This is a genomic window from Streptomyces sp. sk2.1 (assembly GCF_008120935.1).
In the GTDB taxonomy this organism is placed as follows: domain Bacteria; phylum Actinomycetota; class Actinomycetes; order Streptomycetales; family Streptomycetaceae; genus Streptomyces.
Map to the genome: position 1 here is coordinate 1,474,039 of NZ_RDBO01000077.1, position 19,075 is coordinate 1,493,113.

Annotated in this window: 18 protein-coding genes; 11 read left to right on the plus strand and 7 right to left on the minus strand. The window is 72.7% G+C overall.

Going from position 1 to position 19,075, the window contains the following annotated elements; genetic code table 11:
* Positions 1-9: 9 nt before the first annotated feature.
* Positions 10-876: a PaaX family transcriptional regulator C-terminal domain-containing protein gene (locus EAO76_RS33790; protein WP_148839868.1), complete on the plus strand. Its 867-nt coding sequence runs from the start codon at positions 10-12 to the stop codon at positions 874-876.
* Positions 877-923: 47 nt separating this feature from the next.
* Here EAO76_RS33790 and EAO76_RS33795 read toward each other — a convergent pair whose 3' ends face one another.
* Complete coding sequence (locus EAO76_RS33795) at positions 924-1,700, minus strand: VOC family protein (protein ID WP_187438872.1); 777 nt, start codon at positions 1,698-1,700, stop codon at positions 924-926.
* A 239-nt stretch (positions 1,701-1,939) separates the two neighbouring features.
* Here EAO76_RS33795 and EAO76_RS33800 point away from each other — a divergent pair, with 239 nt between their 5' ends.
* Positions 1,940-2,767: a sulfurtransferase gene (locus EAO76_RS33800; protein ID WP_148839870.1), complete on the plus strand. Its 828-nt coding sequence runs from the start codon at positions 1,940-1,942 to the stop codon at positions 2,765-2,767.
* Between the two features lie 134 nt (positions 2,768-2,901).
* On the opposite strand, the gene sepH is transcribed toward EAO76_RS33800, so the two are convergent.
* Complete coding sequence (gene sepH, locus EAO76_RS33805; RefSeq protein WP_148839872.1) at positions 2,902-3,969, minus strand: septation protein SepH; 1,068 nt, start codon at positions 3,967-3,969, stop codon at positions 2,902-2,904.
* Between the two features lie 497 nt (positions 3,970-4,466).
* Here sepH and EAO76_RS33810 point away from each other — a divergent pair, with 497 nt between their 5' ends.
* Entirely contained in the window at positions 4,467-5,552 is a 1,086-nt protein-coding gene (locus EAO76_RS33810; protein WP_148839874.1) for a hypothetical protein, read from the plus strand.
* 28 nt (positions 5,553-5,580) lie between these two features.
* Here EAO76_RS33810 and EAO76_RS33815 read toward each other — a convergent pair whose 3' ends face one another.
* Both EAO76_RS33815 and EAO76_RS33820 read right to left on the minus strand, forming a co-directional pair.
* Positions 5,581-6,906, minus strand: a complete 1,326-nt coding sequence (locus tag EAO76_RS33815) for a D-arabinono-1,4-lactone oxidase (RefSeq protein ID WP_148839876.1) — start codon at positions 6,904-6,906, stop codon at positions 5,581-5,583.
* Positions 6,860-8,107: an MFS transporter gene (locus EAO76_RS33820; protein WP_148839877.1), complete on the minus strand. Its 1,248-nt coding sequence runs from the start codon at positions 8,105-8,107 to the stop codon at positions 6,860-6,862. Before EAO76_RS33820 ends, EAO76_RS33815 begins: the two co-directional genes overlap by 47 nt.
* Positions 8,108-8,297: 190 nt before the next feature.
* Here EAO76_RS33820 and EAO76_RS33825 point away from each other — a divergent pair, with 190 nt between their 5' ends.
* Both EAO76_RS33825 and EAO76_RS33830 read left to right on the plus strand, forming a co-directional pair.
* Positions 8,298-9,425, plus strand: coding sequence for a ferrochelatase (locus EAO76_RS33825; protein WP_148839879.1), 1,128 nt, complete (start codon positions 8,298-8,300; stop codon positions 9,423-9,425).
* Between the two features lie 82 nt (positions 9,426-9,507).
* Positions 9,508-10,326, plus strand: coding sequence for an inositol monophosphatase family protein (locus EAO76_RS33830; protein ID WP_148839881.1), 819 nt, complete (start codon positions 9,508-9,510; stop codon positions 10,324-10,326).
* Positions 10,327-10,464: 138 nt separating this feature from the next.
* Here the strand turns inward: EAO76_RS33830 and EAO76_RS44925 are convergent, their stop codons facing one another.
* Complete coding sequence (locus tag EAO76_RS44925) at positions 10,465-10,638, minus strand: hypothetical protein (protein WP_187438873.1); 174 nt, start codon at positions 10,636-10,638, stop codon at positions 10,465-10,467.
* A gap of 360 nt (positions 10,639-10,998) precedes the next feature.
* On the opposite strand from EAO76_RS44925, the gene EAO76_RS33835 reads away from it, so the two are divergent.
* From EAO76_RS33835 to EAO76_RS33855, 5 genes are all read left to right on the plus strand, one after another.
* Positions 10,999-11,652, plus strand: a complete 654-nt coding sequence (locus EAO76_RS33835) for a response regulator transcription factor (protein ID WP_148839883.1) — start codon at positions 10,999-11,001, stop codon at positions 11,650-11,652.
* A 200-nt stretch (positions 11,653-11,852) separates the two neighbouring features.
* Positions 11,853-14,396 (plus strand): sensor histidine kinase KdpD, encoded by a 2,544-nt coding sequence (locus EAO76_RS33840; RefSeq protein WP_148839884.1) that lies wholly within the window; start codon positions 11,853-11,855, stop codon positions 14,394-14,396.
* 145 nt (positions 14,397-14,541) lie between these two features.
* On the plus strand, positions 14,542-15,234 hold the full coding sequence (locus EAO76_RS33845; RefSeq protein ID WP_148839886.1) for a response regulator: 693 nt from the start codon (positions 14,542-14,544) through the stop codon (positions 15,232-15,234).
* A gap of 131 nt (positions 15,235-15,365) precedes the next feature.
* Complete coding sequence (locus tag EAO76_RS33850) at positions 15,366-15,782, plus strand: OB-fold nucleic acid binding domain-containing protein (RefSeq protein WP_187438874.1); 417 nt, start codon at positions 15,366-15,368, stop codon at positions 15,780-15,782.
* Between the two features lie 3 nt (positions 15,783-15,785).
* On the plus strand, positions 15,786-16,598 hold the full coding sequence (locus EAO76_RS33855; RefSeq protein WP_148839890.1) for a DUF3159 domain-containing protein: 813 nt from the start codon (positions 15,786-15,788) through the stop codon (positions 16,596-16,598).
* Between the two features lie 88 nt (positions 16,599-16,686).
* Here the strand turns inward: EAO76_RS33855 and EAO76_RS33860 are convergent, their stop codons facing one another.
* Positions 16,687-17,367: a TrkA family potassium uptake protein gene (locus EAO76_RS33860; RefSeq protein ID WP_148839892.1), complete on the minus strand. Its 681-nt coding sequence runs from the start codon at positions 17,365-17,367 to the stop codon at positions 16,687-16,689.
* Complete coding sequence (locus EAO76_RS33865; protein WP_124721011.1) at positions 17,367-18,035, minus strand: TrkA family potassium uptake protein; 669 nt, start codon at positions 18,033-18,035, stop codon at positions 17,367-17,369. Before EAO76_RS33865 ends, EAO76_RS33860 begins: the two co-directional genes overlap by 1 nt.
* Before the next feature lie 287 nt (positions 18,036-18,322).
* On the opposite strand from EAO76_RS33865, the gene EAO76_RS33870 reads away from it, so the two are divergent.
* Positions 18,323-18,997: a GntR family transcriptional regulator gene (locus EAO76_RS33870; RefSeq protein ID WP_148839893.1), complete on the plus strand. Its 675-nt coding sequence runs from the start codon at positions 18,323-18,325 to the stop codon at positions 18,995-18,997.
* Positions 18,998-19,075: the final 78 nt, after the last annotated feature.

Genomic DNA, 19,075 nt, shown 5'->3' on the forward strand with positions numbered 1-19,075 from the left:
GATGACGCCGTGAACAGGGTGAGCGGGAAAGAGGCCGAGTCCGGGCCGGGCCCGTCGGGCAAGGTGCAGCCGAGACAGCTGATCGTGACGGTCTACGGGCTGTACGCACGCGACACCGGGGGCTGGATGTCGGTGGCCTCGCTGATCCGGCTGCTCGCCGACCTCGGCGTCGAGGCACCGACCGTACGCTCCTCCGTCTCCCGGCTGAAGCGCGTCGGACTGCTGGAGGCCCGGACGGTCTCCGGGGCGGCCGGGTACCGGATCTCGCCCGGGACCGAGCGGATGCTGCGCGACGGCGATCCGCGCATCTTCGCGACCCGGCGGGCCACCCCGGCCGAGGGCTGGGTGCTCGTGGTCTTCTCGGTGCCCGAATCCGAACGCGCCCGGCGGCACACCCTGCGCACCCAGCTGACCCGGCTCGGTTTCGGCTCCGTCTCCGCCGGGGTGTGGATCGCGCCGGGCCATGTGCACGACGAGACCGAGGCCGTGCTGGCCAGGCACGGACTGCGCTCGTACGCCGACCTCTTCCGCGCCGACCACCTCCCGGCCGGCGGGGGCGAGGAGCTCGCGGAGAAGGTCGGTTCCTGGTGGGACACCGCCCGGCTGCAGCGGCTGTACGTCGAATTCCTCGACGCGCACCGCCCGTTCGCCCGGCGGATCGCGAACGGCGCGACGGTGACGGACCGCGAGGCGTTCACGACGTACATCAGGGTGCTCACCGACTGGCGCCGGCTCGTCTACCTCGACCCCGGTGTCGCGCGCGAGCTGCTGCCGGCCGAATGGAGCGGAACGGAGGCATCCGAGCTCTTCGGCGAGCTGCACGCCCGGCTGGCCGGTCCCGCCCGACGCCACGTCGAACGGGTCAGGGCCGGCTGAGACCGCGCCCGAAGGCCACCGGACGGGGCCCGCCGCCCGGCGGGCCCTCAGCCCTCGGCGGACCGGACGATCGTGAACGCCGCGCCCTCCGGATCCGCCACGGTCGCCACCCGTCCGCCCAGACGCTCCCGGGGCGGTTGCAGGACGTATCCGCCGAGCTCCACCACGCGCCGGGCGGCCTCGTCGGTGTCGAGGACCTCGAAGTACGTCATCCAGTGCGGACCCCGGTCGCGCGGCAGGGCGTGGCCGACGCCGTGCAGCGAAGCCACCGGGCGGCCCCCCAGGCGCAGGGTCTGGTAGTCGAAGTCGGCCGAGACGACCGCCTCGGCCTCGTAACCGAAGACCGTCTGGTAGAACTTGCAGACCGTCGAGGTCTCGCGGGTCACCAGCTCGTTCCAGACGGGTGTGCCGGGGGCCCCGGCGAGTGCCGTGCCGATGTGCGCGGCCGCCTGCCAGATCCCGAAGACCGCGCCGCCGGGGTCGGAGGCGATGGCCATCCGGCCCGCCTCGCCCGCGTCGAGCGGCCCGACGGCGACCGTGCCGCCGCAGGACCGGATGGTCTCCGCGGTGGCGTCCGCGTCGTCGGTGGCCAGATAGGTCGTCCAGGCGACGGGCAGGTGCCGCTCCGGCGGCAACTGCCCGATTCCCGCCACCACTTTCCCGTCGACCAGCGCACGGACGTACGGACCCAGTTGGTCCGGACCCGGCACGAACTCCCAGCCGAACAGATCGGCGTAGAAGCTCCGGGTCGTGCTCAGCCCGTGCACGATCAGGCTCACCCAGCAGGGCGTTCCGGGCGTACGCGCGGTGGCAGCCTCGGTCATCGTCACTCTCTCCTCGGACCATTGTGTGGCCGTACGGGGGAACGGGGCCCGCGTGCCGTCATGCGGCACGGGATGTGCAGGCCCCGTGGAGATGGTTGCACCACCCGGCGCGCGATGCGTCCGGCCGCGCCGCACTCGCCGGGATTCCGGGAATCCCGGCCCGGGAGGATCGATTCGCCGCGGTACGGCCGCCTCGAAGGTGCTACGGACGGGGCGGCTCCTGAGCGAAAATGGCGCTCATGAAGCCCATCATCACCGCATCCGAATATGCGAGCGAGTTGGCGGGGCCACGTCCGCCGGTGCTCCTGGACGTACGTTGGCAGCTGGGCGGCCCGCACGGCCGGCCGGACTACGAGGCCGGTCACATCCCCGGCGCGGTCTTCGTCGACCTGGACGCGGAACTGGCCGGTCCGGCAGGCGGCGGGGGCCGCCATCCGCTGCCCGACCCGGAGGAATTCGGTGCGGTGATGCGCCGGGCCGGGGTTTTTGGGGACACCCCCGTCGTCGTGTACGACGGCGGCCAGGGCTGGGCGGCGGCGCGGGCCTGGTGGCTGCTGCGCTGGACCGGCCACGACGACGTCCGGGTCCTGGACGGCGGGCTCGCCGCGTGGCCGGGCGAACTCCAGAAGGAGACACCCGCACCGGCCGAGGGCGACTTCCGGCCCGCCCCCGGCGGGCTCCCGCTGCTGGACGCGGACGGGGCGGCGGCGCTGGCCGACTCGGGGCTGCTGCTCGACGCCCGGGCCGCCGAACGCTACCGGGGCGATGTGGAGCCGATCGACCGGGTGGGCGGCCACATCCCGGGCGCCGTATCGGCCCCGACCTCGGAGAACACCGGCGACGACGGCCTTTTCCTGGCCCCGGAGGTGCTCGCCGCCCGGTTCGGGGAGCTCGGCGCCGACCGGGCGAAGGAGATCGGTGTCTACTGCGGTTCCGGTGTGTCCGGCGCCCATGAGGTGCTGGCCCTGGCCGTCGCCGGGATCCCCGCGGCGCTGTACGCGGGCTCCTGGTCCGAGTGGTCCGCTGACGAGTCCCGCCCGGTCGCCACGGGGCCCGAACCCCGGTAACGGAACATGCGCCGACCGGGGCCGCCGGAAGCCCGGCCCCGGGTCCGGTAATCGTGCGGTGCGGAAGGCGCACACGGCACGAGGGCCCGTACGCAGTGGCGTACGGGCCCTCGTCACGCTGTGGTCACCCCGGCTCAGTCCTGCTTCTTCCGGCGGGTGCCGAAGACGATCTCGTCCCAGCTCGGCACGGCGGCACGGCGGCCCGGACGGACCCCGTCCGCCTCGGCCTGGCGGTCCGTCGTCCCGGTCAGCCGGTCGCGGTGACCGGCCACCGCCCGCGGCATCAGCACGTCGGCGTAGGCGGAACCGGCACCCGCTGAGGCCGCGGCGGCCGGCGGCTCGTCGGCCTCCGGCTCCTGCACGGCGGGCTCGATCGCGGGCGGCTCGGGCGGCGCGGGCCGTTCCGGCACCACCATGTCGCCGCGGAAGCTCGGCACCGCCTCCAGCAGGCTGGTCAGCGAATCGCGTTCGCCGGCGGAGATGCCCGCGATGTGCTCCTCGGGCTCGGGCGCCGGCACCGGGGCCGTGGGACGCTCGATCTGGCGGTCCAGGGCACGGTCCAGCGGCCGGTCGCGCGGCAGCCGGGCGATCCGGGGCACGAACGGGAAGCTCGGCTCGGGCGCGGCGACGTCGTCGGTCTCGCCGATCAGCGAACGCGCCTCGTCGTCCACGGCCTGGACCAGACGGCGGGGCGGGTCGTACGTCCAGCTCGCCGAGTGCGGCTCGCCCGCGACCCGGTAGACCAGGAGGACCTCCCAGGTGCCGTCGTCCCGGCGCCAGGAGTCCCACTGGACGGTCTCCTTGTCGGCGCCGCGCAGCAGCAACCGCTCCTGCACCGCCTCGCCGAGCTGGGGGCCGGTGTTCTCGCCGGGACGGCGCACGGGAGTCTTCCGGGCCCGCTCGGCCATGAAAGCGCGCTCCGCGAGCACGGGGCCCTCGAAGCGGCGGACACGATCGACCGGAATACCGGCGAACTGGGCGACCTCCTCGGCGGAGGCGCCGGCTCGTATCCGGGCCTGGATGTCGCGGGGGCGGAGGTGGCTCTCCACCTCGATCTCGATCTGGCCGAGGCGCGCGCGGTCGTTGCGCACGGCGGCGCGCAGCCGCTCGTCGATCGGAAGCGTGTACTCCGTGCTGTCCGCAGCCTTGAGCACCAGTCGTGTGCCGTCGTTGGAGACGGCCACGACACGCAGTTCGGGCATGGGGACCTCCCGGGTGGTGCCTGCCGACGTCACGTGCGTCGCTGCTTCCGCTAGTCGAGTGTGGCCTGCCCGGCTGCAGCCTGCCACAACATTGCCGTGGTACCCGGCGTGTCGGGCGTTAGCCCTTGATCGCCGGTATGACACGGTGACCCATTGTGCAACAGAAAGTGACCATTGGTCACTTCGTGTGGCCAGTCCCCGTGCGATGCCGTGGCGCCGCCGGATCGAGTGCCTCCTTCGGCCCCCTCCCGAAGATCCCGGACACCCGTGAGGGAATCCTGCCCCAGGGCTCGCAACAGTACTCCATTCGGGCCATGAGGGTGGAGCGCCGCGCCGCCCAAGTTCTCGCCGGAGGGGGGAGTTGGGTCACCCTGCCGTGCGCGGGCTGCTCCCCGGGCGTGTCCTCCTTCACACAATCCCCGGAACCGGAACTATCGACTTCGCTCAAATGTCCCTTCTTGTTGCATGGTGGGAGAGATGTCAATCAAGGGCTGGGAATGGTGCAGAAGCCGGAAAGCGACACGGAACCCAAGGAAAGGCGCATAGACCTGAGCGTGCCGCAAGTGGCGGGCAGCGCCGTGGCGGCGGTCGCGGCAGCGGTGGCGGCCTCTCAGCTGGGCGTGTACGGGACGGTTCTCGGCGCCGGTGTGATGAGCGTCGTGGCCACCTGCGGCGGCTCGGTCTTCCAGCACTTCTTCCGTCGTACGGGGGAGCAGATCCGCGAGGTCACCGTCCAGGTGAAGCACCCGGACCGCGAAGTGTCCGTGCACGCGCGCGAGTCGGTCGTCGGGCGGGGTCCGAAGGGGGCGCGCGGGTCGTCGGGCGGGGCCGTGGACGCCACCGCGATGATGCGCGCCGTGGACGCCGCGGCCGGGCCGCGCGAAGCGGACGAGACGATGCTGCTGCGCGGCGCGGACGGCGCGGCGGTCCCGCGCGACACGGACGGCACGATGCTCCTGCGCGGCGTCCCGGGGGACGCGGAGCGCACCCGGATGCTGCCGGCGTACGACGGTTCCGGGGCGCCCGCCACCGGCCGCCCGGTGGCGGACGAGGAGTTCTCCGAGGCCACCACCCACGGCACCCGGGTCCGCGGCTGGAAGCGGTCCGCGCTCGGGGCAGCCGTGGTCTTCGCCCTGACGATGGCCGGGATCACCACCTACGAGCTGATCTCCGGCGGCGACCTGAGCGGGGGCAAGGGCACGACCGTCGGCTCCGTCGTGCGCGGCGGGGAGCGGAGCTCGGGCAAGGACGACCCGGCACCGGCGACGGACACCGGCCCCGGCCGGGAGGGGACGACGGAACCGGGCGACGGCACGGCGACGCCCGGCACGACCCCGCGGGACGGCCGGAGCGGGGCCCCGGAGACCGGCCGGGGCGGTGGCCCGTCCACCGCTCCGACGACCGGTTCCACGCCGTCCGGCGACACCGGCGACCGCACGAGCCCGGCCCCGGTGACCACGCCCTCCCCGGCGGCGTCCGACGACGGCGGGGCAGCCACCGACCCGGCGCCCGAGGGCACGGGCGCGGGCGAGGCCCCGGCGCAGGGCGACCGGGGCGCCACCGGCGCGGAGACCGGTCGGTGACCGGCTCCGGAGGCCGGCCGACGGGCGCTCAGTCGCCCAGGACCCGGCGCAGGTAGTCGTTGCCGAAGAGGCGGTCCGGGTCCAGCCGGTCGCGCACGGCGGTGAACTCGCCGAACCGGGGGTACACCCCGGCCAGGTACTCGGCGTCACGGGTGTTGACCTTGCCCCAGTGCGGACGGCCCTCGTGGGCGGTCATGATCCGCTCGACCGCCGTGAAGTACGCCTGGTAGGGCGTGCCCTTGTAGAGGTGGACGGCGATGTACGCGCTCTCGCGGCCCGAGGCCGTGGAGAGCGCGATGTCGTCCGCGGGGGCGGTGCGGACCTCCACCGGGAAGCTGATCCGCAGCGGCGACCGCTCGATCATCGCCCTGACCTCGCGCAGCGCCTCCACGGCGGCCTCGCGCGGCACCGCGTACTCCATCTCCACGAACCGGACCCGGCGCGGGCTGGTGAAGACCTTGTACGGGATGTCGGTGTACGTACGGGCCGACAGGGCGCGGCTGGAGAGCTTGGCGATCGACGGGATGGTGGCGGGCACCGCCCGGCCGAGCGAACAGGCCACCTGGAAGATCCCGTTGGACAGCAGCTCGTCCTCGATCCAGCCGCTGACCTTTCCGGGCGGGGCTGCGGGGCCCGCGCTGCGGTTGTTGCGCTTGGTGTTGCAGTTGCCGGTGTGCGGGAACCAGTAGAACTCGAAGTGCTCGTTCTCGGCGACCAGCTCGTCGAAGTCGCTCATGACCCGGTCGAAGCCCATCGGCTCCTCGCGGGCGGTCAGCAGGAAGATCGGCTCCACGGCGAAGGTGATCGCCGTGACGACCCCCAGGGCGCCGAGCCCGATCCGGGCGACGGCGAAGACGTCGGCGTTCTCCGTCTCCGAGCAGGTCAGCACGGTGCCGTCGGCCGTGACCAGTTCGAGCGCGCGGATCTGCGCGGATATGGACGCCGAGTCACGACCGGTGCCGTGGGTGCCGGTCGAGGTGGCGCCGGCGACCGTCTGCTCCATGATGTCGCCCATGTTGGTGAGCGAGAGGCCCTCACGGGCCAGGGCGGCGTTGAGCCGCTTCAGCGGGGTGCCGGCCGCGACGGTCACCGTCATCGCCTCGCGGTCGATCTCCCGGATGCCGCCGAGCAGGTCCGGGCGGATCAGCACGCCGTCGGTGGCCGCCGTCGCGGTGAAGGAGTGCCCGGTGCCGACCGGCTTCACCCGCAGCCCGTCCTCGGACGCCCGGCGCAGCACCTCGGCGAGCTCGGGGACGGAGGCGGGGGACACGGCCCGGGACGGCCGGGCACTGACGTTCCCCGCCCAGTTACGCCACGCGCTCGTCGTCGTCCGTGCGTCGTCGGTCTCGATCATGTTCCGCGCGACCTTCCGTGAGGACCGGCCCGCTGAGCCGGCGATACCCCAGGAACGCCACCGCGGCCGCGAGCGCTCCCGACACGACGGGCACCACGTACCCCGCCTCGGCACCCGACGCGTCGACCACCCAGCCGGCGGCCGATGAGCCGAGCGCCACACCGACGGCGAGCCCGGTACTGGTCCAGGTCATGCCCTCGGTCAGTTCGGTGCGCGGTACGTGCTGCTCGACGAGGGCCATGGTGGTGACCATCGTCGGTGCGATGGCGAGGCCCGCGACAAAGAGCGCCACGGCCAGGAGCGGCAGGTTCCCGGCCAGTTGGAGGGGGATCATACTCACGGCCATCGCGCACACGCCCACCAGCCACCTGGTGGACGCCCGCCCTTTCAGCCGGAGCAGCCCGAAGACCGCCCCGGCCAGGCAGGAACCCAGGGCGTACACGGCCAGCACGAGGCTCGCCGCGGCCTTGTGGCCCCGTTCCTCGGCGAAGGCCACCGTGACCACGTCGATCGCCCCGAAGATCGCGCCGGTGGCCACGAACGTGACCACGAGGACCTGGAGGCCCCGGGAGCGCATCGCGGAGCCGCCGGTGTGCGCGGCACGCGGATGCGGGGCCGGTTCGGTGGCGTGCTGGGCGGTCAGCCAGAAGACGCCGACCAGCAGGAACCCGGCGGCCAGGAGCGGCCCGGCCTCCGGGAACCAGGCGGTGGACAGACCGATCGAGATGATCGGCCCGAAGATGAAGCACACCTCGTCGACGATCGACTCCCACGCGTACGCGGTGTGCAGCTGCGACGACCCCCGGTGGATCTCCGCCCAGCGGGCCCGGACCATCGAGCCCACGCTGGGCACGCAGCCCGCGCCCGCCGCGAAGACGAAGAGCGTCCAGTCCGGCATGCGCTGCTGCGCGCAGAACAGGAGCCCGGCCACCGCCGCCAGCGCGACGAGGGTGGCGGGGCGCAGCACGCGCCGCTGGCCGTGCCGGTCGACGAGCCGGGAGATCTGCGGCCCGAGCACCGCCGCGGACATCGCCAGCGTCGCGGAGAGCGCGCCGGCGAGCCCGTAACGGCCGGTGAGCTGGGAAATCATGGTGACCACACCGATGCCCATCATGGACAGCGGCATCCGGCCGAGGAATCCGGCCGCCGAGAACGCCTTGGTGCCGGGGGCGGCGAATATCGTGCGATAGGGACTGGGCAAGGGGGACTCCGGAACAGCGCGGCCGTCCGCGCCCGTCATGCAGGTATGTGGCCGATACAGCCTACGGCTCGCCCGGAGCGGGCGATGGGGCGAGGGGGGCCACCGGAACCTTCGGATCCGGGGCGGGGACGGGCGCCCGGGAGCGATGTCGGTGGGAGCGCCGTCCGGGACGGGTGGCAGGATCGACGCCATGTCCGATCTGCGCGATCCCGCTCCCTACGACGCCCTGCTGCTGCTCTCCTTCGGCGGCCCCGAAGGCCCGGACGACGTGGTCCCGTTCCTGGCGAACGTGACCCGTGGCCGCGGTATCCCCGAGGAGCGGCTGAAGGAAGTCGGCAAGCACTACTTCCTGTTCGGCGGCGTCAGCCCGATCAACGCCCAGAACCGGGCCCTGCTGGACGCCCTGCGCGAGGACTTCGCCGAGCACGGCCTGGACCTGCCGGTGTACTGGGGCAACCGCAACTGGGCGCCGTACCTCACCGACACCCTGCGCGAGATGGTCCGGGACGGGCACCGCCGCGTCGCCGTCCTCGCCACCAGCGCCTACGCCTCCTACTCCGGCTGCCGGCAGTACCGGGAGAACCTCGCGGAGTCACTGGCCGTCCTGGAGGCCGAGGGACTGCCCGTGCCGCGGGTCGACAAGCTCCGGCACTACTTCAACCACCCCGGGTTCGTGACCCCCATGGTGGACGGCGTCCTCGCCGCCCTGGCCGACCTCCCCGAGGACGTACGGGCCGGGGCGCACCTCGCCTTCACCACGCACTCCATCCCCACCTCCGCCGCCGACACCTCCGGCCCCGCGGACGCGCACGGCGACGGCGGCGCCTACGTGGCCGAGCACCTCGACGTCGCCCGGCTGATCGTCGACGCGGTGCGCGAGGAGACCGGCGTCGCGTACCCCTGGAAGCTCGTCTACCAGTCGCGCAGCGGCGCCCCGCACATCCCGTGGCTGGAACCCGACATCTGCGACCACCTGGAGGCGCTGCACGCGGACGGCGTGCCCGCCGCGGTGATGGCCCCCATCGGCTTCGTCTCCGACCACATGGAAGTGCTCTACGACCTCGACACGGAGGCCACCGCGAAGGCGGCCGAGCTGGGCCTGCCGGTGCGCCGGTCCGCGACCGTGGGCGCCGACCCCCGGTTCGCCGCGGCGGTGCGCGACCTGGTGCTGGAACGGGCCGCCACCGAGCGGGGACGGGCACCGGAGCGCTGCGCCCTGGGCGCGCTCGGCCCCGGCCACGACCTGTGCCCGGTCGGCTGCTGCCCGGCCAGGGCACCCAAGCCCGCCGCGGCGGGCGCGGACAGCCCCTACGCGTGAGTCCGGCCGGCGGCGGGGCCCAGGACGCCCCGCCGCCCGCCGCACCGAGAGACCGCCGTACGCCCACGACCCCGGGAGCGCCGTGACCGACCCGAACCCGACCGAACTGCTCGACCTCGCCCTGGAGGCCGCCCGCCGCGCGGGCGCGCTGCTCCGCGACGGCCGCCCGGCCGACCTGGGCGTGGCCGCGACCAAGTCCAGCCCGATCGACGTCGTCACCGAGATGGACATCGCCGCCGAGAAGCTGATCACCGACTTCCTCACCGGGCACCGCCCGCAGGACGGCCTCCTCGGCGAGGAAGGGGGCGGCACGGAGGGCAGCAGCGGGGTCCGCTGGGTCGTCGACCCGCTCGACGGCACCGTGAACTACCTGTACGGACTGCCCACCTGGGCCGTCTCCATCGCCGCCGAACGCGACGGCGAGCGGATCGTGGGCGTGGTGGAGGTCCCGATGCGCCGCGAGACCTACCACGCGGTCCTCGGCGGCGGGGCGTACGTGCGGGGCGACGCGCACGGCGGGGACACCGCGCTGCGCCACCGCCCCGCGCCGCCGCTCGACCAGGCGCTCGTCTCGACCGGGTTCAACTACGTCGGCCGCGTCCGCGCCCACCAGGCGGACGTGGCCCAGAGGCTGATCCCGCGGCTGCGCGACATCCGGCGCGGCGGCTCGGCCGCCGTGGACCTCTGCGACGTGGCGGCGGGCCGGCTCGACGGCTACTACGAGCGCGGCCTGCACCCCTGGGACCTGGCCGCGGGCGACCTCATCGCCCGGGAGGCGGGAGCGCGCACCGGGGGCCGCCCCGGGCTGCCCGCCGACGGCGACCTGGCGATCGCCGCGTCCCCCGGCGTCTTCGAGCCGCTGCAGGCCCTCCTGGAGGAGTACGGGGCCTGGCACGACTGAGGGCCGTCCCGGAAGCCCGGCCCGGCCGGAGACGCCCGGTCCCGCCCTCCGGGCGGGCGACGCCGCTCACGGAGCACGCCCCGGGCCCCGACACGTGAGGAGGGCCCCGACGCCGTCGGGGCCCTCCTCACGCGCTGCTCAGGCGCTCGTGGCGCCGATCTCCACGCCGTGCTCGGCGGCGAGGCGGTGCAGATCGTCCAGCTCGCTCTGCTCGACGTCCGCGAGGAAGTCGTCGCCCGTCTCGCGGGCTCTCGTGAGGTCGGACTCGGTGGTCCTGATGCGTTGCAGCAGACCTGCGGTGAAAGCGTCCATAATGCGCCCCCTCATCGTGGGTCGGTGGCACGGGGGTGTGCCCGGGTTTCCCTCCGCGCGGAGGCGGTAGGGCGGGTGATCACGCGCTCTCCGGGGACGGAGTGGCCTGTGGCACGCCACATTCAAGGCGCGATCGCGGGTGTGAATGCGTCCTCCCCGGGCCAAAGCTCAGGGAAACCTCAACTGGCCCGAAAATCCGGTGAATTCCCCTGGGGCACGGGCCGGCAGGCGTCGCCTTACCGCCGGTTTATGCGCGTTGCGGGCAGGATGGAGCCGCACGGACCCGTGCCGATCACAGTCCATGTCGCGGACCGTGTTCGCTTCGAAACTCACTGAGTTTTTCCTAGGAAGGACAGCGCCGTGCGCGTACTCGTCGTGGAGGACGAGCAGCTGCTCGCCGATGCGGTGGCCACCGGACTGCGCCGGGAGGCCATGGCCGTCGATGTCGTGTACGACGGTGCCGCGGCCCTGGAGCGCATCGAGGTCAACGACTACGACGTCGTGGTGCTGGACCGGGACCTGCCCCTGGTGCACGGCGACGACGTCTGCCGCCGGGTCGTCGAGCTCGGCATCCCCACCCGGGTGCTGATGCTCACGGCCTCCGGGGACGTCAGCGACCGGGTCGAGGGCCTGGAGCTGGGGGCCGACGACTACCTGCCCAAGCCGTTCGCCTTCACCGAGCTCACCGCCCGGGTCCGGGCCCTGGGCAGGCGTACGACGGTGGCGCTGCCGCCGGTCCTGGAGCGCGCCGGCATCAAGCTCGACCCCAACCGGCGCGAGGTCTTCCGCAACGACGTGGAGATCCAGCTCGCGCCGAAGGAGTTCGCCGTGCTGGAGGTCCTGATGCGCAGCGAGGGCGCCGTCGTCTCGGCCGAGCAGCTGCTGGAGAAGGCCTGGGACGAGAACACCGACCCGTTCACCAACGTCGTCCGGGTCACGGTCATGACGCTGCGGCGCAAGCTCGGCGAGCCACCGGTGATCGTCACCGTGCCCGGTTCCGGTTACCGGATCTGATCGGCCGTGCCCCCGGCCGGGGCGGGGGAGGGCCGCCCGCGACGCGGCGGGACGGTCCCGACACGCGGTCCGGGGCGTCAGAATCCTGTCAATTCGGTCCCCGGCCCCACCCCTGTGTCCCCTTCGCCGGGAGTCCTCGGGGTAGCGTCGAAGCGACTGCCGGATCGGACGCAGTCGCTCGCGCAGAAGACAATGGGGCCATGGGACGCGGCAAGCTTCGGATCTACCTGGGTGCGGCACCCGGCGTCGGCAAGACGTACGCGATGCTCTCCGAGGCCCATCGACGGGTGGAACGGGGCACGGACTGCGTCGTCGCCTTCGTGGAGCACCACGACCGGCCGCGCACCGAGGTCATGCTGCACGGCCTGGAGCAGATCCGGCGGCGCGAGATCGAGTACCGCTCCACCGTCTTCACCGAGATGGACGTCGACGCCGTCCTGGAACGCGCCCCGGCCGTCGCCCTGGTGGACGAACTGGCGCACACCAATGTGCCGGGCTCCCGCAACGCCAAACGCTGGCAGGACGTCGAGGAGCTCCTCCAGGCCGGCATCGACGTGATCTCCACGGTCAACATCCAGCACCTGGAGTCGCTCGGCGACGTCGTCGAGTCGATAACCGGCGTACGGCAGCGCGAGACCGTCCCCGACGAGGTCGTCCGCAGGGCCGACCAGCTGGAACTCGTCGACATGTCGCCCCAGGCACTGCGCCGCCGCATGGCCCACGGCAACATCTACAAGCCGGACCGGATCGACGCCTCCCTGTCCAACTACTTCCGCCCCGGCAACCTCACCGCCCTGCGCGAGCTGGCCCTGCTCTGGGTCGCCGACCGGGTCGACGAGTACCTCCAGCAGTACCGCGGCGAGCACAACATCCGCACCACCTGGCAGGCCCGCGAGCGCATAGTCGTCGGCCTGACCGGCGGCCCCGAGGGCCGCACGCTCATCCGCCGCGCCTCCCGGATGGCGGCCAAGGGCTCGGGCAGCGAGATCCTCGCCGTCTACATCGCCCGCAGCGACGGACTGACCTCGGCCTCGCCCAAGGAGCTCACCGTCCAGCGCACCCTCGTGGAGGACCTCGGCGGCAGCTTCCACCACGTCATCGGCGACGACATACCGTCGGCGCTCCTGGAATTCGCGCGCGGGGTGAACGCCACGCAGATCGTCCTGGGCTCCAGTCGCCGCAAGGCGTGGCAGTACGTCTTCGGACCGGGCGTGGGCGCCACCGTGGCCCGCGAGTCCGGACCCGACCTCGACGTCCACATCGTCACCCACGAGGAGGCCGCCAAGGGGCGCGGCCTGCCCATCGCCCGCGGGGCCCGGCTCGGCCGGGCCCGGATCATCTGGGGCTGGCTGGTCGGCGTGGGCGGCCCGGCCCTCCTCACACTGCTCCTGGCCGGTCTGGACAGCGGCCCCGGGCTCGCCAACGACGTCCTGCTCTTCCTCTTCCTGACCGTGGGCGCCGCACTGATCGGCGGACTGCTGCCCGCCCTCGCGTCGGCCGCCGTGGGCTCGATGCTGCTGAACTACTGGTTCACCCCGCCCACCCACACCCTGACCGKCCAGGACCCGGAGAACTTCGTCGCCATCGTGATCTTCTTCGCGGTGGCGGTCGCGGTCGCCTCGGTCGTCGACCTGGCGGCGCGCCGCACGCACCAGGCGGCCCGGCTGCGCGCCGAGTCGGAGATCCTCTCCTTCCTGGCCGGCAGCGTGCTGCGCGGCGAGACGACGCTGGACGCGCTGCTGGAACGGGTCCGCGAGACCTTCGGCATGGAATCCGTCGCCCTGCTGGAACGCACGAGCGACGTCGATCCCTGGACGTGCGCCGGGAGCGTCGGACCGGGTCCGGTGGCCCGGCCGGAGGACGCCGACGCGGACATGCCCGTCGGCGACCACATGGCGCTCGCGCTCTCCGGGCGGGTGCTGCCCGCCGAGGACCGCAGGGTGCTCGGCGCGTTCGCCGCCCAGGCCGCCGTCGTACTGGACCGGCAGCGGCTGGTCGACGAGGCGGAGGAGGCCCGGCGGCTCGCCGAGGGCAACCGGATCAGGACGGCGCTCCTGGCCGCCGTCAGCCACGACCTGCGCACCCCGCTCGCCGCCATCAAGGCCGCCGTCAGTTCCCTGCGCTCCGACGACGTCGCCTGGTCCGACGAGGACGAGGCCGAGCTGTTGGAGGGCATCGAGAACGGCGCCGACCGCCTCGACCACCTGGTCGGCAACCTCCTGGACATGTCCCGGCTCCAGACCGGCACCGTCACCCCGCTGATCCGTGAGATCGACCTCGACGAGGTGGTCCCGATGGCACTCGGCGGCGTACCGGAGGGCAGCGCCGACCTGGACGTGCCCGAGAGCCTGCCCATGGTCGCGGTCGACCCCGGCCTGCTGGAACGGGCCGTCGCCAACATCGTCGAGAACGCCGTCAAGTACAGCCCTCCCGGGCAGCGCGTCACGGTGGCCGCCAGCGCGCTCGGCGAACGCGTCGAACTGCGGGTGGTCGACCGCGGCCCCGGCGTCCCCGACGAGGCCAAGGAACGCATCTTCGAGGCGTTCCAGCGCTACGGCGACGCCCCGCGCGGCGTCGGCGTCGGACTGGGCCTCGCCGTGGCCCGCGGCTTCGTCGAGTCCATGGGCGGCACCCTGGACGCCGAGGACACCCCCGGCGGCGGCCTCACGATGGTGCTGACCCTGAAGGCGGCACCGGGACACGTCCCGGTCGGCTCCGGTCTGCCCGCGCGGGCCGTCCCGTGAGCACCCGGCCCACGCCGTGCCGCGCACCCCGCGCCGCGCCCGTGCATCCCGCCCCATGATTCCCGACCCCATGATTCCCGCGACGAGGTCCCCGGTCCCCACGAGGTCCGGGGAGATCGCCGTACAGCAGAAAGGCAGGGCCCCCATGACCCGGGTGCTCGTGGTCGACGACGAGCCGCAGATCGTACGCGCCCTCGTGATCAACCTGAAGGCGCGCAAGTACGAGGTGGACGCGGCGCCCGACGGTGCGACCGCCCTCCAGCTCGCCGCCACCCGCCACCCCGACGTCGTCGTCCTCGACCTCGGACTGCCCGACATGGACGGCGTCGAGGTGATCAAGGGGCTGCGCGGCTGGACCCGGGTGCCGATCCTGGTGCTCTCCGCCCGCCACACCTCCGACGAGAAGGTGGAGGCCCTGGACGCGGGCGCCGACGACTACGTCACCAAGCCGTTCGGCATGGACGAGCTGCTCGCCCGGCTGCGCGCCTCCGTCCGCCGGGCCGAACCCGTCGGGCAGCACGGCTCCGACGACGTGGTGATCGTCGAGACCGAGGGGTTCACCGTCGACCTCGCGGCGAAGAAGGTCCACCGCGACGGACGCGACGTGCGGCTCACCCCCACCGAGTGGCACCTGCTGGAGGTCCTGGTCCGCAACAGCGGCCGGCTGGTCAGCCAGAAGCAACTGCTCCAGGAGGTCTGGGGACCCTCGTACGGCACCGAGACCAACTACCTGCGGGTCTACATGGCCCAGCTGAGGCGCAAGCTGGAGGCCGACCCCTCGCACCCCCGGCACTTCGTCACCGAGCCGGGCATGGGCTACCGCTTCGAGCGCGGCTGACCTGGGGCCGGGCCCGTTCCGTGTCCGTTCGGTGCTCCTTCCGTGCCCGTTCGGTGCACCCGGGCCTCTCACCCGGCCGGGTGAGACCCGGGACACCCGCTCGGAGCAGCCGGGACCGGTACCCTTCGGGTATGAGTGCTGTTCCCCGATCCGAGAAGCAGGGCAAGGCGGACAAGCCGTCGAGCCGCTTCCGTCGGATGCTCGACCGGTTGTCCAGCTCCCAGGAGGACCTGGAGTCCGAGGAGCTCCAGGAGGACGCGCAGGCCTCGGGCTGCACGCGGATCTCCGAATGCACCGACCGACAGATCGTGAAGGTGACTGGTACCTTGCGGACCGTCACCCTGCGGCCGCGCGCCGGAGTGCCCGCCCTGGAGGCGGAGCTCTTCGACGGCACCGCACCGCTGGACGTCGTCTGGCTGGGTCGGCGCTCCATCGTGGGCATAGAACCGGGCCGCAGGCTCATCGCCTCGGGCCGGATCGCCATGAGCCACGGGCGCCGGGTGCTGTTCAACCCCAAATACGAACTCCGACCGCTCGGCAAGGAGTAGCCGGTGACGTCTTCCGACAAGCCGTCGTCCGACACGGACCCCACCACCCGCCCCGACTCGCAGGACGCCGATACGAAGGCGGTCACGGAGGCCGCGCTCTTCGAGGCGTTCGGCGGCGTCCGGGGCATGGTGGAGACGGTCGTACCCGGACTGCTCTTCGTCAGCATCTTCACGGTCAACAAGGACCTGCACGTCTCGGCCATCGCGGCCCTGGCGGTGTCCCTGGTCCTCGTCGTCGTGCGGCTGATCCGCCGGGACACCGTCAAGCACGCCTTCAGCGGTGTCTTCGGGGTGGCCTTCGGCGTGGTCTTCGCGATGATGACCGGCAACGCCAAGGACTTCTACCTGCCGGGCATGCTCTACACGCTCGGCCTGGCGCTCGCCTACCTGATCACCACGCTCGCCGGGGTGCCGCTGATCGGCCTGATCCTCGGCCCGGTCTTCAAGGAGAACCTCTCCTGGCGCACCCGGAACCCCGGCCGCAAGAAGGCGTACGCCAAGGCCAGCTACGCCTGGGGACTGATCCTGCTCGCCAAGTGCGCGATCCTCTTCCCGCTGTACTGGTGGGCCGACACGACCCAGTTCGGCTGGGTCCTGGTCGCCCTGAAGATCCCGCCGTTCCTCCTCGCGGTCTATCTGACCTGGGTCTTCCTCGCCAAGGCGCCGCCGCCCATCGACGTCTTCGCCGAGATGGAGGCCGAGGAGCGGGCCGAGAAGGAGCGCAAGGCCGAGAGGGAGCGCGAGGCGGCAGCGGCCGCCGCGGCCCGTGAGCAGGAGGCCGCCGCGGTGCGCGAGGGGGAGTACCGGGAGTACTGAGGTACCGGGACGCCGCGCGTGTCGTACGAATGACGGGAGGGCCCGGACCGTGTCACACGGTCCGGGCCCTCCCGTCATTCCCGCGCGGTCAGTCGTCCGAACCGTCGCCCCGGCGCACCGACAGCAGGTCCTCCAGCTGCTCCTCGCGCGCCTGCGCGGCCACGAACAGCAGCTCGTCACCGGCTTCCAGGGTCTCCTCGGTGTTCGGCGTCAGCACGCGCTGCCCGCGGATGATGGTGACCAGCGAGGTGTCCTCGGGCCAGGCCACCTGACCGACCCGGGTGCCGGCCAGCGCCGACTCCGGCGGCAGCGTCAGCTCGACCAGGTTGGCGTCGCCGTGGCTGAAGCGCAGCAGCCGGACCAGGTCGCCGACGCTCACCGCCTCCTCGACCAGCGCCGACATCAGCCGCGGCGTGGAGACCGCCACGTCGACGCCCCACGCCTCGTTGAACAGCCACTCGTTCTTCGGGTTGTTGACCCGGGCCACCACCCTCGGCACGCCGTACTCGGTCTTGGCGAGCAGCGAGACGACCAGGTTCACCTTGTCGTCGCCGGTCGCGGCGATCACGACGTTGCAGCGCTGCAACGCCGCCTCGTCGAGCGAGGTGATCTCGCAGGCGTCGGCCAGCAGCCACTCGGCCATCGGCACCCGCTCCACCGAGATGGCGGTCGGCGCCTTGTCGACGAGCAGCACCTCGTGCCCGTTCTCCAGCAGCTCGCCCGCGATGGAACGGCCCACCGCACCGGCCCCGGCAATCGCGACACGCATCAGTGACCGCCCTCCTCGGGACCCTCGGCGAAGGCCGCCTCGACCTTCGCGATCTCGTCCGTACGCATCATCACGTGGACCAGGTCGCCCTCCTGCAGAACCGTCTGCGAGGTGGGCAGGATGGCCTCGCCCAGCCGGGTGAGGAACGCGACGCGGACGCCCGTCTCCTCCTGGAGCGTGCTGATCTTGTGGCCGATCCAGGAGGGCGTGGTGTGCACCTCCGCGAGCTGCACACCACCGCTCGGGTCCCGCCACAGCGGTTCGGCGCCCGACGGCAGCAGCCTGCGCAGCATCTGGTCGGCGGTCCAGCGCACGGTGGCGACCGTGGGGATGCCCAGCCGCTGGTAGACCTCGGCGCGCCGGGGGTCGTAGATCCGCGCCGCGACGTTCTCGATGCCGAACATCTCGCGGGCCACCCGGGCGGCGATGATGTTCGAGTTGTCGCCGCTGCTCACCGCGGCGAACGCACCGGCCTCCTCGATACCCGCCTCGCGGAGGGTGTCCTGGTCGAAGCCGACACCCGTGACGCGGCGTCCGCCGAACCCGGATCCGAGGCGACGGAAGGCCGTGGGGTCCTGATCGACGACGGCGACCGTGTGCCCCTGCTGTTCCAGGGTCTGCGCGAGAGCGGCTCCCACTCGCCCGCAGCCCATGATGACGATGTGCACCTTGCGCCTACCTCGCACTCCTGGCCGTCCGGCTGACCTGCGAAAACACCCTGCTCACACTTCTTTCTCAGCTTGCCGGGCAAACAACGGGGCAACGGTTCGTCCCGTTGCCCAGGATGAGCTTATGCGGCCCGGAGTGCGAGGCCTCATCCGAGTGCGCTTTCGCCGCGCCGAAGCCGGGTGGGGCGACGGGCTTCCGTACTGGGCGGGGACTCCCGCGCACGACGGGCCTCCACACACGCCGGGGTCTTGAGCGCGACACGCACAGACATCTAACATGTCAGTTCATGGAGACTCTGCGACCCGTCCGACGGACCCTGCTGCGGGACACCGCGTACGAGGCGATCCGCGACGCCATCGTCCGCGGCGACATCCCGCCCGGCGCCCCCGTCCGCGACGCGGACCTCGCCGAACGCCTCGGTCTCTCCCGGGCCCCGGTCCGCGACGCGCTGTCCCGGCTCTCCGGCGAGGGCCTCGTCGAGTCCAAGCCGCAGAGCTACACCCGGGTGACCCGGCTGGTGCCGCGCGACGTCCGGGACGCGGCGGCGGTCGTACGGGCCATGCAGGAACTGGCCGCCAGGACCGCGGTGCCCCGTCTCACGGACGCGGACGTCACCGCGATGCGCGAGGCCAACGACCGCTTCCGGTACGCGGCCGGGCGCGGTGACGTAGCGGAGGCGCTGCGCGCCGACGACCGGCTCCACGACGTCTTGGTCACCGCCTGCGACAACCGCGCCGTGGCCGCCACCGTCGAGCGGTACACGCCCTTGATCCGGCGCCTGGAGTGGCGGCGATTCGGCACGGCGAGCGCCGCGCACGGCTCGGCCGAACTGCACGACCGGCTGATCGAGGCGTGCGCGGAACGGGACGCCGAGGCGGCGGCCCGGATCACGGCCGAGATCTGGCGGGCACTGGAAGAACTCGCCGACGAGCCGACCGGACCCGCCGAACCGACTGAATAGGCCGGACCGGCCGAATCGACCGAACCGACCCGACCGGTCTGCCGGATCGAACCGACCCGACCGGCCGAGTGACCCGAC